This is a genomic window from Rhizobium sp. P28RR-XV, from assembly GCF_012641385.1.
Classification (GTDB): Bacteria; Pseudomonadota; Alphaproteobacteria; order Rhizobiales; family Rhizobiaceae; genus Rhizobium.
In genome coordinates, this window is sequence record NZ_JABAIG010000003.1 from 84,116 (window position 1) to 97,540 (window position 13,425).

Consider the following 13,425-nt stretch of genomic DNA (forward strand, 5'->3'; position numbering starts at 1 on the left):
TCAGGCCGCGGCCTGAATCTTGGACAGGCGGTCGTTGCGATAGTGTTCCTGCGCAGCCGCAACGCCCGAGCCGAGTTTGACGTTGAGACCAAGATCGACCATGGCCATCTCAGCCGTCGCAATGCCTGAAAGAGCCATGACGTCAGTCAAACTGCCGAGATGCCCGATACGGAACACCTTGCCGGCAACCTCGCCCAACCCAGTTCCGAAAGCGACATCGTACTTCCTCGCCGCATGCGCGACGATCGAAGTGGCGTCGAAACCTTGCGGCGTGCGGATCGCACTCACCGTGTCGGAATAGAGTTCCTCGCTTTTGGCGCATAGATTAAGACCCCATGCCCGAACGGCGGCTCGAATGCCGCCGGCGATACGCCGGTGTCTTGCAAATACGTTCTCCAGGCCTTCGGCGAGCAACAGTTCCGTCGAGAGCTTCAGGCCATTCAGGAGTCCGACAGCCGGGGTATAAGGATAGGCGTCGTTCGCATAGCTCTTCGCCATATCGCGAATGTCGAAGAAGGTGCGCGGGAGCTTTGCATGGTCGACGGCTGCCAGGGCCTTCGGGGAAAAGGCCGTGATCGCCAGGCCGGCGGGCAGCATGAAGCCCTTTTGCGAACCGGTCACGGCGATATCGACGGACCATTCGTCCATGCGGAAATCCATCGAGGCGATGGAGCTGACACCATCGACGAACAACAAGGCGGGATGGCCGGCGGCATCGATCGCCCGGCGGATGGCCGCGATATCGGATTTGACGCCGGTTGCCGTCTCGTTATGCGTGACCAGGACGGCCTTGATTTCATGCGTGGTATCGGCTGTGAGAACTTCCTCATAGCGATCGGCGGGAGCGCCGCCGCCCCATTCGGCCTCGATGATATCAACCTTGAGGCCGTGGCGTTGGCACATGTCGATCCAGCGATAGCTGAACATACCGTAGCGGGCCGCCAATACGCGGTCACCCGGGCTGAGCGTGTTGGTGATGGCCGTTTCCCATCCGCCGGTCCCCGTAGACGGAAATACGAATATGGAGGCCTTTTCGGTTTTCATGACTTTCTTAACGCCGGCAAGCGCCGGACGCAGAATTTCACCGAAAAGCGGGGAACGGTGATCGAGCGTCGGCATGTCCGCAGCCTTGCGAAGGACCTCGGGCATATTCGTCGGACCGGGGATGAAGACCGGATTTTGCATGTACATCTGCGTGTCCTCCTACTGTTGAAAGATGGATACCATGTCCGGCGCAGGAGATAAATTTTTTTGAAATCATTTTTCAAAATGCGAAAAATGTAAGTATTATCTATACAAAACAGTATGTTGAATTTTTTCATTGGATAATTTAATTTTTCATAGCAGAATTTTTCTGCAAGTTGACTTCTCAAAGGGGACGATGACCGATGGCTGCCGAAATGCGCCGACGCGGGCGACCGAAGGCCTTCAACGGCCCTCAGACACAAAATACGATCCAGGCGCTCGATCGCGCACTGGACGTGCTCGATGCGCTCTCGACGCCGGAGGGGATGACGCTCTCGGAGCTGGCCGGGAAGCTCGGCCAATCGGCGGCGACCATGCATCGCGTGCTCGCGACGCTGGAGCGACGCGAATTCGTCGAGATCAGCCCCGATCGCCAGGTATGGTATATCGGCCCGGAGGCATACCGGCTCGGCTCCGCCTTTCTCCGGCGCACCAATGTCGTCGAGCGGAGCCGCCCGGTCATGCGGGAGCTCATGCTGGAAACGGGCGAGACCTCCAACCTCGGCATCGAGAAGGACGGAAACGTCCTATTCATCAGCCAGGTGGAGACCCACGAGTCGATCCGGGCCTTTTTCCCGCCGGGCACGCTGTCGCCGCTGCATGCCTCCGGCATCGGCAAGGCGCTGCTGAGCACCTATGACGACGATCGTCTCGCCACGCTTTTCAGGAAAAAGGAGCTGGAGCGCTTCACCGAGAATACCGTGCGTTCCTTTGATCAGCTGCGCGAGGAACTGCAGAAGACGCGGGACCGCGGCTACTCCTTCGACGACGAGGAGCGGACCAAGGGAATGCGCTGCGTGGCTGCTCCTATCCTGAACGTGCATGGAGAAGCCATCGCAGGCATTTCCGTCTCCGGACCGAAGCATCGGCTCGAGGACGTCGACATCCACCGGATTGGTGAACGTGTGAGGAGTGCCGCCGGAATGGTATCCCGTCGTCTCGGAGCCCCGTGAGATCGGCGGGCCGAAAATGGGTTGCTATGTCATGTGGCAGCTATAAATATGGTGCATATCATTTTTTTGCTTGCCTGGTCATGTCAGGCGATTGCGAGCGAAGCCGGTGGACAATCCCGGCGTTCCCGCGAGCCATTGGTTTCGAAAACCGATCGACTCGCTTGGAAATGGTCTGAAAAACTAGAATGTCTTTCGCAAATTGCAGGGAAATCGGGCTCTAGCGTCCGGAGCCTTTAAAAGCGCACAATCTCCCTCGCCACGAAACGCCGGTCACAGGCGCTTCTCGCGCCCGCATCGGAGGAGATGCGGGTAAGCCCCATGACATTCATGAGCGCCTGAAACGCTTAGGGAGGAACGATGCTTGAACGACTTTTCAAATTGAGTGAGCACGGCACGTCCGTGCGCACCGAACTCATCGCGGGCGTGACGACGTTCTTGACGATGTCCTATATCATCTTCGTCAATCCGGATATCCTGTCTACCACCGGCATGGACCGTAATGCCATATTCGTCGCCACCTGTCTTGCCGCGGCATTGGGTTCCATCGTTATGGGGCTTGTCGCCAATTGGCCGATCGGCATGGCGCCGGGCATGGGCCTCAATGCCTTCTTTGCCTTCACCGTTGTCGCCACGCTCGGATTTACTTGGCAACAGGCGCTCGGCGCGGTCTTCATTTCGGGTGCCATCTTCGTCTTGCTGACGGTCACGGGCGTGCGCAGCTGGCTGATCGCCGGCATCCCGCGTTCGCTGAGAAGCGCGATCGCCGCCGGTATCGGTCTCTTCCTGGCGATCATCGCGCTCAAGAGCGCCGGCATCGTCGTCGCCAACAAGGCGACGCTCATCGGTCTTGGAGATCTGAAGCAGACAGGCCCTCTTCTCGCGATCTTCGGCTTCTTCGTCATCGCCGTTCTTGACGCGATGAGAGTAAGGGGCTCGATCCTGATCGGCATTCTTGCCGTCACCATTCTCTCCTGGATCTTCGGCGTCAGCCAGTTCCACGGCATCGTTTCGGCTCCGCCCTCGATCATGCCGACCTTTTTGCAGCTCGATATCGTGGGTGCTCTTCATGGCGGCCTGATCCACATCATCCTCGTCTTCGTGCTCGTCGAGGTCTTCGACGCGACCGGAACGCTGATCGGTGTCGCCAAGCGGGCAAAGCTTCTCGAGGAAGGAAAACCAAACCGCTTGAGCCGGGCTCTGCTTGCCGACAGCGCGGCCATCGTCGCCGGCTCGCTGATGGGCACCAGCAGCACGACGGCCTATGTCGAAAGCGCCTCGGGCGTTCAGGCGGGCGGCCGCACCGGCCTGACGGCATTCACCATCGCCATGCTTTTCCTGGCGTCGCTGTTCTTTTCACCGCTCGCGGGCTCCGTTCCCGCCTATGCCACCGCACCGGCCCTGCTTTATGTCGCCGGCCTGATGATGCGCGAGCTGACCGAGATCGAGTGGGACGACCTGACGGAGGCGGCACCGGCGGCGCTGACGGCACTTGCAATGCCGTTCACCTATTCGATCGCCAACGGCCTTGCCTTCGGGTTCATCAGCTACGTCGTCCTGAAGGTCTGCACCGGCCGCTGGAAGACGCTTCATCTGGCAACGCAGATCGTTGCCGCCCTGTTCATCGTGCGCTTCGCCTTCTTTGCGGACTAGCCAAAGCGGCGCATTTCAAGGAGCCGGATCGTCCGTTGCGATGGTCCGGCTCCCAATTTGTTTGCAAGATCTGCCTGTTTATCCGGCAAGGTAGCTAGGACCCGAAATGCCGCGCATCTCACGGATGGGCAATACCCAGAAACTACCAGCGGAAGGCTGTACGTCGCAGGCAGGATGAGAAGCGAGACATCCAAATGAATCAAGGGGCGCCGCAATTGCGGCGCCCCTTGATTCATTTGAACCCACTCCACTGTTCAGCAGATCAGGAATGGCTCCGCAAAGAAATGTTCCTCCAGGTTTACGCCCTCACCGCCACGATCGACGACGACAAAATCCGAAATGCCGTCGAGAGGCGTGAGGATGCCATGCCAGATATTGCGGCCGATATTGACGCCCTGCCCAGGCTTTGTGCGAAAAGCCAGCGGCTCTCCCGGTCCATTTTCGGTTTCCCGCGCCACGACAACCAGGAACGGATTGTCGGTCAGCGGTATGAAGGCCTGGCTGCCGAGCGGATGCCGCTCCACCATCTGCAGCTCCAGCGGCAGCGTGTAGGGCTCGCCGCGCAGCAGGCTGATCATCGCGCGCGCCTTCTCCCCGGTCGTCTCGATTTTTGCCAGATCATGGTATCGCACACATTTCCCGGCGTTGATGGGGTAGTTATAGGCCCCATCCATCTCTATCACCTCGCCGAAGGGGAAGAAGGCAACACGCGTCAACGGTTGAATTTCGATCACCTTCATTCACGTTCTCCTCATTTTTGCTCTTGAGTGCGATAGCCGGCCTCATGCGGCACTCCGCTGCACACTCGGATCCAGTCCTTCTCCAGTGGGAAGCATGGCCACGAGCCGGAGGAACGCGATGCGCTCCACCTGGCGGCAGGCGGTGGCGAATTCGGTGTCTCGGTCATTCTCGATCCGGATCTCGAACGCGGCGAGAATCCCGGATTTCGTGTGATCCCGCACGGCGATGATGAACGGGAAGCCAAACTTTGCGACATAGCGGTTATTGAGAGCGGTGAAACGCGCCCGCTCGTCGTCCGTCAACGCGTCGAGCCCGGCGGAGGCCTGCTCTGCCGTCGAGCTCGCCGTCAGACGCCTCGCCTGCGCCAGCTTGCCGGCAAGATCCGGGTGAGCGACGAGTACGCCGAGCCGCTCCTCCTCGCTCGCCGCCCGGAACTGGAAGGTGAGCGCGGCATGGAGCCCGATCGCCGTATCGTTTGCGGGCGAAAGTTCGCCAGCAAAGGCACGGTGTGCGATCCAGGGCGAATGTTCGACGACGCCGCCGAAGCGCTCGATAAAGGTGCCCTCCGGCATCTGCGAGGGCCGCTCCGAGATCGGCCCTGGCGGATGCGTCTTCGCCCAGTGCTCGGCGATATCGACGCGGCGGGCGATCCAGACCTTGTCGTGGCTCTGGACGTAGTCGATGAAGCGGGCGAGCGCCATGATGCGTCCGGGCCGCCCGATCAGGCGGCAATGCAGGCCGATGCTCATCATCTTCGGGCTGCCTGCTGCACCTTCGGCATGGAGCGCGTCGAAGGAATCCTTCAGGTAGCTAAAGAACTGATCGCCGCTGTTGAAGCCCTGCGGCGTCGCAAAGCGCATGTCGTTGGCATCGAGCGTATAGGGAATGATGAGTTGGTGGCGCCCGCCATGTTCATGCCAATAGGGAAGATCGTCGGCATAGGTGTCGGAGATATAGTCGAAGCCGCCCGCTTTCGTCACCAGATCGACAGTGTTGACCGAACAGCGGCCGGTATACCAGCCGCGCGCCCGCTCGCCGGTAATGAGCGTGTGCAGGCGGATCGCCTCGGCGATCGCCGCGCGCTCTTCTTCCGGCTCCATATCTTTATGCTCGATCCATTTAAGGCCATGCGAAGCGATTTCCCAGCCGGCCTCTTGCATGGCGGCGACCTGCGCCGGCGAGCGTTGCAGCGCGGTTGCGACGCCGTAGACGGTCACGGGCACCTGCTTCTCGGTGAAAAGCCGGTGCAAGCGCCAGAAGCCGGCACGGGCGCCATATTCATAAATTGATTCCATGTTCCAGTGGCGCTGGCCCGGCCATGGGGCAGCGCCGACGATTTCCGAAAGGAAGGCTTCGGATGCCGCATCGCCGTGCAGCACGCAGTTCTCGCCGCCCTCTTCGTAGTTCAGAACGAATTGCACGGCGATGCGCGCATTGCCTGGCCACCGGGCCGCCGGCGGCGTCTGGCCATATCCGTGCATGTCACGGCAATATCGCATGAAACACTCCTCCAAATGTCTTCGATCGCAAATGTCTAACCGCAAATCGCGCGCGCTATTCCCATTGGAAATTTTGAAAGTCTCGAACGTTACAGCTGCTTTTCAGCGGAATGAGCCTGTCGGATAGTGGAGGCAGGAGCGCTAGAGCTGGATGATTTTAGGTCTGTTCGACCTAAAATCTGAATCCGCTCTAGAATCAAAGAAGTAGAGCGTGATGTCGTCCGAAAACCGCCTACACTTTTCGGCATCACGCTCCACGTTCGGGAGAAAAACATGCAGTCTCATTCGCCAGAAGCCGGCCGGCTCACGACCCACGTGCTGGATACCGCGCTCGGCAGGCCCGTAAGGGGTCTGCGCATCGATCTCTACCGGATCGAGGGCGACACGCATCGCCACCTCAAATCCGCCGAGACCAATGATGACGGCCGCTGCGACGCGCCGCTGCTGTCGGGCGAGACCATGAAGACCGGCACCTACGAGCTGCGCTTCCATGCCGGTGACTATCTCGACCGCACATCCGAAGGCCCGTTGTTCCTGGATATCATCCCGATCCGCTTCGGTCTCGCCGACGAAGGAGCCCATTACCATGTGCCGCTGCTCCTCTCGCCCTACAGCTATTCCACCTATCGCGGGAGCTAAACGATGGCGACCTTAACTATCCGCTCAGAACTGCGTTTCATCCTGAACGGCGAGGACGTGACTCTCAGCAACGTTGCGCCCGATCAGACCCTGCTCGACTGGCTGCGGCTCTCCCGCTCGCTCAAGGGCACGAAGGAAGGCTGCGCCGAGGGCGATTGCGGCGCCTGCACTGTGCTGGTCGGCAGGCTGACGCCGACGGGCGGCCTCGTCTATGAAGGCGTCAATGCCTGCATTCGCTTCCTCGGCTCGCTCGACGGCTGCCATGTCGTCACTATCGAACATTTGGCAGCCAGCGATAATCAACTGCATCCGGTGCAGCAGGCCATGGTCGATTTCCATGGATCGCAATGCGGCTTCTGCACGCCGGGCTTCGTCATGTCGCTCTACGGGCTATGGATGCAGACGCCAGACCCGACGAACCAGCAGATCGAAACCGCGCTGCAGGGCAATCTCTGTCGCTGCACCGGCTACGAGCCGATCCTGCGCGCGGCGCGGGCCGTTTCCAGCTATGGCGGAACGCTGAACGATCCCTTGCTTATCGAGCGCGACGCGACAATCGCACGCTTGAAGGCGCTTGCCGATGGCGCGCGTGTCGAAATCGGCGAAGGTCGGCATCGGCTGATCGTGCCCGCGAGCCTCGACGATTTCGCCTCAGTCCTCGAAGCATCGCCGACCGCAACGGTGGTGGCCGGCTCCACCGATGTCGGCCTCTGGGTTACCAAGCACATGCGCGACATCACACCGGTCGTCTTCATAGCCGGATTGCAGGAATTGAAGTCGATCGCCGTTGCGGACGGTATCATCACCATCGGCGCCGGCGTCACATACACGGAAGCCTTCGAAACTCTTTCGCAGCATATTCCTGCACTCGGTCCGCTGGTTGCCCGTATCGGCGGCCAGCAGGTACGCAACATGGGAACGATCGGCGGCAACATCGCCAATGGCTCGCCGATCGGCGATACGCCGCCGCCGCTGATCGCGCTTGGCGCATCGCTGACCCTGCACAAGGGTGAGACCCGCCGCACCATCGCGCTCGAAGACTTCTTCGTCGCGTACGGCAAGCAGGACCGCCAGCCCGGCGAATTCGTCGAGGCGGTGCATGTTCCGGTTCCGCCCGCGGACGAGAACTTCGCCGTCTACAAGGTCACGAAGCGGCGGGACGAGGACATTGCGGCGACGCTCGGCGCCTTCCGTGTGGCACTTGCCACCGACGGCACCGTCGCCGGAATTACGATCGCCTATGGCGGCATGGCCGCGACGCCGAAACGAGCCTTCGCCGTCGAAAATGCGCTGCTCGGCCAGCCCTGGAACGAGACGACGGTGGAGGCGGCAATGGAAAAGTACCCCGAGGACTACGCGCCGCTGACCGATATGCGCGCCACGGCGGAATACCGCGCGCTCGCGGCGAAGAATCTTCTCTTGCGTTTCTACCTGGAAACGACATCCAGTGCGGCACCGGTTCAGGTGTCCAGATATGAGGCTGCGTAGGCCATGAACAAACATGCTTCAGACATCAAGGCCGAAACCATCGTCGGCGGAGTTCATACCAGCCCGCGCCATGACTCAGCCCACAAGCATGTCTCCGGTACGGCCGTCTATATCGACGACATTACCGAACCGACCGGGACGCTGCATGCCGGTCTTGGCCTGTCCACGGTCGCCCACGGCGTCCTGAATTCCGTCGATCTTACTGCCGTGCATGCCGCATCCGGCGTCGTTGCGGTACTGACGCATGAGGACGTGCCCGGCATCAACGATATCTCGCCCTCCTACATGAACGACGACCCGGTGCTTGCCGCCGGCAAGGTCGAGTTTCACGGGCAGCCGATCTTCTGCGTGATCGCGGAAACGCGTGAGCAGGCGCGCCGCGCCGCGCGGCTGGCCAAGATCGAATACGAGGAACTGCCGGCCGATATCGACATCTGGGATCTCGACGTTTCGACCCACAGGCAGGTGGTCACGCCGCTGACGCTGAAGCGTGGCGATGCGGCAGCCGCGCTTGAAAGCGCACCGAGGCGGGTGACCGGCCGCATGCGGCTCGGCGGCCAGGATCATTTCTATCTCGAAGGCCAGGTCTCGCTTGCCGTGCCTGGCGAGGATGACGAGGTCGTCGTCTATTGCTCCACCCAGGGTCCGAGCGAGACGCAGCATATGGTCGCCCATGCGCTCGGCGTACCGAGCAACGCAGTGACGATCGAGGTTCGCCGCATGGGCGGCGGCTTCGGCGGCAAGGAAACGCAGGCGAACCAATGCGCCGCGATCGCGGCCATTGCCGCCAAGAAGCTGAAACGCGCCATCAAGATCCGGCTCGACCGCGATGAGGATATGGTCGCGACAGGCAAACGGCACGATTTCGCTATCGACTACGATGTCGGTTTCGACGATGAAGGCCGCATCCTGGCCGTGGACTATACGTTTGCGCTTCGCGCCGGCTTCTCCGCCGACCTTTCCGGCCCTGTCGGCGACCGGGCGCTGTTCCACTGCGACAACGCCTATTTCTTTCCGCATGTTCATGCGAAGTCGGCGCCGCTCTACACCAATACTGTCTCCAACACCGCATTTCGCGGCTTCGGCGGCCCACAGGGCATGGTCGGCGCCGAGCGCGTCATCGACGAGGTGGCATTCGCGGTCGGCAAGGACCCGCTCGACATCCGCAAGCTGAATTTCTACGACGCGATGGGGGTCAAGGGTGAGCGCAACGTCACTCCCTATCACCAGACCGTCGAGGACTGCATCATCCAGCGTATCGTCGCCGAACTGGAGGAAAGCGCCAATTACGCCGGGCGTCGGCAGTCGATTGCCGAGTTCAACGCGAAGAGTCGCATCGTCAAGCGCGGCATCGCGCTGACGCCGGTGAAATTCGGCATCTCCTTCACCAAGACCGAGTCAAACCAGGCCGGCGCTCTGGTCCATGTCTATAGCGACGGCTCCGTGCACATGAACCACGGCGGCACCGAGATGGGGCAAGGCCTGCATCTGAAGGTGGCGCAGGTCGTAGCGGAAGAATTCCAGATCGATCTCGACCGGGTGAAGATCACCGCGACGACGACGGCCAAAGTGCCGAACACGTCACCGACTGCGGCTTCCTCGGGAGCTGACTTGAACGGCATGGCGGCACAGAACGCCGCTCACCAGATCAAGGATCGGCTGATCGCCTTTGCCGCGGAAAGCTATCGGGTGCCGCGTGACCAGGTGGTGTTCCTGCCCAATCGCGTGCGGATCGGCGATAGCGAGATATCCTTCCCCGATCTCATCAAGAAGGCCTATATGGCCCGCGTCCAGCTTTCGGCCGCCGGTTTCTACAAGACGCCGAAGATCCACTGGGACCGGAAGGCGGGCCGTGGCCATGCTTTCTACTATTACGCCTATGGCGCTGCCTGTTCGGAAGTGTCGATCGATACGCTGACCGGCGAATATGTCGTCGAACGCACGGATATCCTGCACGATACCGGTCACTCGCTGAACCAGGCCATCGATATCGGCCAGGTCGAGGGCGGCTTCATCCAGGGCATGGGCTGGCTGACGACGGAGGAGCTTTGGTGGGATGGCAAGGGACGCCTTAGAACGCATGCGCCCTCCACCTACAAGATCCCTCTTGCATCCGACCGCCCGAAGATTTTCAATGTGGCCCTGACTGACTGGTCGGAAGCGTATGAGCCGACGATCCATCGGTCCAAGGCCGTGGGCGAGCCACCGCTACCGCTCGGCCTTGCAGTGCTGCATGCTCTTTCGGACGCGGTGGCGAGTGTGGCCGACCATAAGATCTGCCCGCGTCTCGACGCGCCGGCAACGCCCGAGCGGGTGCTGATGGCAATCGAGCGCCTCAAGGCCGCACAGAAGGAATGAGGTCATGTCTGCCACCTGCGAAGATATCCGGGATTTTCTGCGCCGCGAGCCGGCGTCGATCCTGGTCGAGGTGACTGCCGTCGCGGGCTCGGCGCCACGCGATACCGATGCCTGGATGCTGGTGTCGGAACGGGCGATCTTCGCGACGATTGGCGGCGGGACCCTCGAATATATGGCAATCGACCAGGCGCGCCGAGCCTTGCGTTCCGGCCTTGCCGCCCAGCCGATGAACGTGCCGCTCGGCCCGGAGATCGGCCAATGCTGCGGCGGCCGGGTGGGACTTGCCTTTACCGTGCTCAATCCTGAACTAGCGAACGAACTCATCGCCCGCAGCGACCGGGAAATGGCCGCGCGTCCGCATGTCTATGTTTTCGGAGCAGGCCATGTCGGCGATGCGCTCGCGATGGCCCTTTCGCTCGCGCCGCTGCGTGTCGTGCTTGTCGATACGCGGGAAGACGAACTAACGGCCTCCAAGGTGTCTGGTATCGAAACCTGCCTGACGGCCATGCCGGAAGCCGTGGTGCACGATGCGCCGGCCGGCAGCAGCTTCGTCATCCTCACCCATGATCACGCGCTCGACTTCCTGATTGCCACCGAGGCGCTCAAACGTAACGATTCCGCCTATGTCGGCATGATCGGCTCGAAGACGAAGCGCGCCACCTTCTGCAGCTGGCTTTCGCGCGAAACTGGTCATGCGGAACTTTTCGATCGCCTCGTCTGCCCGATCGGCGGAACTGCGGTGAAAGACAAGCGTCCCACGGTCATCGCCACCCTTGCCGCCGCCGAAATCATGACGGCAGCACTGATCTGGGCCTCCAATCGCGCAAAGCTTAGAGCGTGATGCCGAAAAGTGTAGGCGGTTTTCGGACGACATCACGCTCTCCTTCTTTGCTTCTAGAGCGGATTCAGATTCGGCTCTAGCGGAGCCGTCAGCCGCTAGACGTTCCCGAAATGACCTCGGCATCTTTGCTTGAGGGTATCGTCGTCCTACAGAGGCCGTCGAAAATGGGCTGGCTGCAGGGCAGCCAATCACGGCAAAGCCCGTTATTGGATAATGGGCAACTGCTTCAGTGGATTGGCGAGCGGCACGCCAAGCGGTTCGAAATGGCACTCATTGGCCGTCAAAACAGTGAGGCCGTGCGCAGCGGCAGTGGCGGCAATGGCAATGTCCTCAAAGCCGAGGTCATGAGCACGCGCACGGTCAAGCATCAGGCCAGCGTGCTTCGCTTCTTCGATACCAAACGGCAAGATACGGCCGGCATAGAAATGCTCCACCGCCGCGAGCCAGCGGCGCAGGTGCTCCGCTTTCGTCGTCGCCCCGGTTCTGACCGCGCGGGCGATGCCTGCCTCGATCTCGGCGATGGTGATAGCCGAAAGATAAAGCCGGTCATTATTGGCACGCAGCCAGGCCGCGAATGTACCAACGCCGACGTGGCGCTTGGTCGGCGCATCGGCCGACACGATATTGGTGTCCAGAAGATACAAGATCAGAGGCCGTTTTCACGCAATGCCTGTGCGGGCTTTCGCGATCGTTCCGGAATATCTGCCGGCTCGCCGGGAAAGATCAACAGCAGATCGGCGAATTCAGGCACTTTGGAAACCCGTTGCCATTCTTCAAAGGAAACCAGTACGGCTTCCTTCCGGCCATGGCGGGTGATGACGGTCGGTTCACCGGCCACGGCTTGATCGACCACAGCAGAAAGCGTCGCCTTTGCATCCTTGAGCTGAATTTCCTTCATGCCATTTCTCCATGTGACTATTGGTAGTCATATGTGATCTCACTGATTTGAATCAAGCGGAGATCAACCTGCGGCCTTCAGATCACGAGGCCGCGGCTGCCGGCTCATCTTCGAGTAGTTTGCCGATGAGCCGCTGACAGCGCTCGGCCATGAAATCAATCATCAGGCGGACCTTCGGGTCCTGAAAGCGCTTATGCGGGTAGATGGCGGCGAGCTGCACCGGAGCCGGTGGGCTCTCCTTCAGGATCTCCACCAGCCGGCCCTGCTTGAGATAGGCCTTCACCTCGAACAACGGCTTGTTGATGATGCCGCGATCTTCCAGCGCCCATTGGGTGAGCACGTCACCATCGTCGCTGTCATAGGGGCCGGCAACCTCGAATTTGCGAGGGCCTTCCGCCGTCATCAGCATCCAGTAATATTCCTTCGACCCGGGATAGCGCAGCAGAAGACAGTCATGCTTGTCGGCAATCAACGCGTCGGCGGTCGGTGGCACGCCACGCTGCGCGAGATAGGCCGGCGATGCACACAGCACGCGCTCGCAATTGAGGATGCCGCGCATGCGTAGGTTCGAATCCTCCAGGACTCCAAGCTTGAAGGCAACGTCGACGCCCTCCGCCAAAATATCCACATTGTGATCCGACAAGCGCACCCGCACCTCGATATCCGGATACTTATCGTGGAATTCCGGAATGCCTGACGCGATCAGCCGCCGGCCGATGCCGAGCGGCGCGGTGATCCTCAGCGACCCCTTCGGATTGCGTGAGAGATCGGCGATCGCCGCTTCCGCCTCATTGACAGCCTCGATGATCTTCACGGCCTTTTCATAGAAAACACGACCGTGCTCGGTCGGCGACAGCTTACGTGTCGTGCGGTTGAAGAGGCGCACGCCGAGATGGCGCTCAAGCTCCTTGATGCGATTGCTCGCAACCGCAGGCGTGACGCGCTGGTCGCGGCCTGCTGCCGAAAGAGTACCGAGTTCGACCACGCGAACGAAGACACGCACATTATCAAGATAGGACATGGGCCTCTTTCTACCACATCAGCGTGCAGAACAAACCGGCGGGCATCTTATAGATTTTTTTGAAAGTGTTGCGGATTAACCGGGATTTCCGA

Annotated in this window: 12 protein-coding genes; 6 read left to right on the top strand and 6 right to left on the bottom strand. The window is 60.7% G+C overall.

Annotated elements, in window-relative coordinates; all coding sequences use genetic code 11:
* Complete coding sequence (gene bhcA / locus HGP12_RS07315; RefSeq protein WP_168839564.1) at nt 1–1,191, bottom strand: L-aspartate--glyoxylate aminotransferase BhcA; 1,191 nt, start codon at nt 1,189–1,191, stop codon at nt 1–3.
* Nucleotides 1,192–1,388: 197 nt separating this feature from the next.
* Between bhcA and bhcR the strand changes: the two genes are divergently transcribed.
* Together bhcR and HGP12_RS07325 are read left to right on the top strand one after the other, a co-directional pair.
* The gene (gene bhcR / locus HGP12_RS07320) at nt 1,389–2,198 is read left to right on the top strand and encodes an HTH-type transcriptional regulator BhcR (RefSeq protein ID WP_168839563.1); all 810 of its coding nucleotides are present in this window, start codon (nt 1,389–1,391) and stop codon (nt 2,196–2,198) included.
* A gap of 357 nt (nt 2,199–2,555) precedes the next feature.
* On the top strand, nt 2,556–3,848 hold the full coding sequence (locus tag HGP12_RS07325) for an NCS2 family permease (RefSeq protein ID WP_168839562.1): 1,293 nt from the start codon (nt 2,556–2,558) through the stop codon (nt 3,846–3,848).
* Between the two features lie 254 nt (nt 3,849–4,102).
* On the opposite strand, the gene HGP12_RS07330 is transcribed toward HGP12_RS07325, so the two are convergent.
* Entirely contained in the window at nt 4,103–4,588 is a 486-nt protein-coding gene (locus HGP12_RS07330) for an ureidoglycolate lyase (RefSeq protein WP_168839561.1), read from the bottom strand.
* A gap of 42 nt (nt 4,589–4,630) precedes the next feature.
* Nucleotides 4,631–6,088, bottom strand: a complete 1,458-nt coding sequence (gene puuE, locus HGP12_RS07335) for an allantoinase PuuE (RefSeq protein WP_168839560.1) — start codon at nt 6,086–6,088, stop codon at nt 4,631–4,633.
* Nucleotides 6,089–6,361: 273 nt separating this feature from the next.
* Here puuE and uraH point away from each other — a divergent pair, with 273 nt between their 5' ends.
* From uraH to xdhC, 4 genes are read left to right on the top strand one after another with little or no spacing between them, the layout of a single operon-like run.
* A complete protein-coding gene (uraH, locus tag HGP12_RS07340; RefSeq protein ID WP_168839559.1) occupies nt 6,362–6,727 on the top strand; it encodes a hydroxyisourate hydrolase in 366 nt (121 codons plus the stop codon).
* A 3-nt stretch (nt 6,728–6,730) separates the two neighbouring features.
* Nucleotides 6,731–8,215 (top strand): xanthine dehydrogenase small subunit, encoded by a 1,485-nt coding sequence (xdhA, locus tag HGP12_RS07345; RefSeq protein WP_168839558.1) that lies wholly within the window; start codon nt 6,731–6,733, stop codon nt 8,213–8,215.
* 3 nt (nt 8,216–8,218) lie between these two features.
* The gene (xdhB, locus tag HGP12_RS07350; RefSeq protein ID WP_168839557.1) at nt 8,219–10,573 is read left to right on the top strand and encodes a xanthine dehydrogenase molybdopterin binding subunit; all 2,355 of its coding nucleotides are present in this window, start codon (nt 8,219–8,221) and stop codon (nt 10,571–10,573) included.
* Nucleotides 10,574–10,577: 4 nt separating this feature from the next.
* The gene (gene xdhC / locus HGP12_RS07355; RefSeq protein ID WP_168839556.1) at nt 10,578–11,414 is read left to right on the top strand and encodes a xanthine dehydrogenase accessory protein XdhC; all 837 of its coding nucleotides are present in this window, start codon (nt 10,578–10,580) and stop codon (nt 11,412–11,414) included.
* 203 nt (nt 11,415–11,617) lie between these two features.
* Here xdhC and HGP12_RS07360 read toward each other — a convergent pair whose 3' ends face one another.
* From HGP12_RS07360 to HGP12_RS07370, 3 genes are all read right to left on the bottom strand, one after another.
* Nucleotides 11,618–12,058: a type II toxin-antitoxin system VapC family toxin gene (locus HGP12_RS07360; RefSeq protein WP_168839555.1), complete on the bottom strand. Its 441-nt coding sequence runs from the start codon at nt 12,056–12,058 to the stop codon at nt 11,618–11,620.
* Between the two features lie 2 nt (nt 12,059–12,060).
* Nucleotides 12,061–12,312 carry a type II toxin-antitoxin system Phd/YefM family antitoxin gene (locus tag HGP12_RS07365; RefSeq protein WP_168839554.1) on the bottom strand — a complete coding sequence of 84 codons (252 nt, stop codon included), beginning with the start codon at nt 12,310–12,312 and terminating at the stop codon, nt 12,061–12,063.
* Between the two features lie 82 nt (nt 12,313–12,394).
* Nucleotides 12,395–13,333 (bottom strand): LysR family transcriptional regulator, encoded by a 939-nt coding sequence (locus HGP12_RS07370; protein ID WP_168839553.1) that lies wholly within the window; start codon nt 13,331–13,333, stop codon nt 12,395–12,397.
* Nucleotides 13,334–13,425 lie beyond the last annotated feature (92 nt).

What these genes read in the sequence shown, in the direction of transcription:
- bhcA (WP_168839564.1), bottom strand. Translation starts at nt 1,191, where the DNA reads ATGTACATGCAAAATCCGGTCTTCATCCCCGGTCCGACGAATATGCCC.
- bhcR (WP_168839563.1), top strand. Translation starts at nt 1,389, where the DNA reads ATGGCTGCCGAAATGCGCCGACGCGGGCGACCGAAGGCCTTCAACGGC.
- HGP12_RS07325 (WP_168839562.1), top strand. Translation starts at nt 2,556, where the DNA reads ATGCTTGAACGACTTTTCAAATTGAGTGAGCACGGCACGTCCGTGCGC.
- HGP12_RS07330 (WP_168839561.1), bottom strand. Translation starts at nt 4,588, where the DNA reads ATGAAGGTGATCGAAATTCAACCGTTGACGCGTGTTGCCTTCTTCCCC.
- puuE (WP_168839560.1), bottom strand. Translation starts at nt 6,088, where the DNA reads ATGCGATATTGCCGTGACATGCACGGATATGGCCAGACGCCGCCGGCG.
- uraH (WP_168839559.1), top strand. Translation starts at nt 6,362, where the DNA reads ATGCAGTCTCATTCGCCAGAAGCCGGCCGGCTCACGACCCACGTGCTG.
- xdhA (WP_168839558.1), top strand. Translation starts at nt 6,731, where the DNA reads ATGGCGACCTTAACTATCCGCTCAGAACTGCGTTTCATCCTGAACGGC.
- xdhB (WP_168839557.1), top strand. Translation starts at nt 8,219, where the DNA reads ATGAACAAACATGCTTCAGACATCAAGGCCGAAACCATCGTCGGCGGA.
- xdhC (WP_168839556.1), top strand. Translation starts at nt 10,578, where the DNA reads ATGTCTGCCACCTGCGAAGATATCCGGGATTTTCTGCGCCGCGAGCCG.
- HGP12_RS07365 (WP_168839554.1), bottom strand. Translation starts at nt 12,312, where the DNA reads ATGAAGGAAATTCAGCTCAAGGATGCAAAGGCGACGCTTTCTGCTGTG.
- HGP12_RS07370 (WP_168839553.1), bottom strand. Translation starts at nt 13,333, where the DNA reads ATGTCCTATCTTGATAATGTGCGTGTCTTCGTTCGCGTGGTCGAACTC.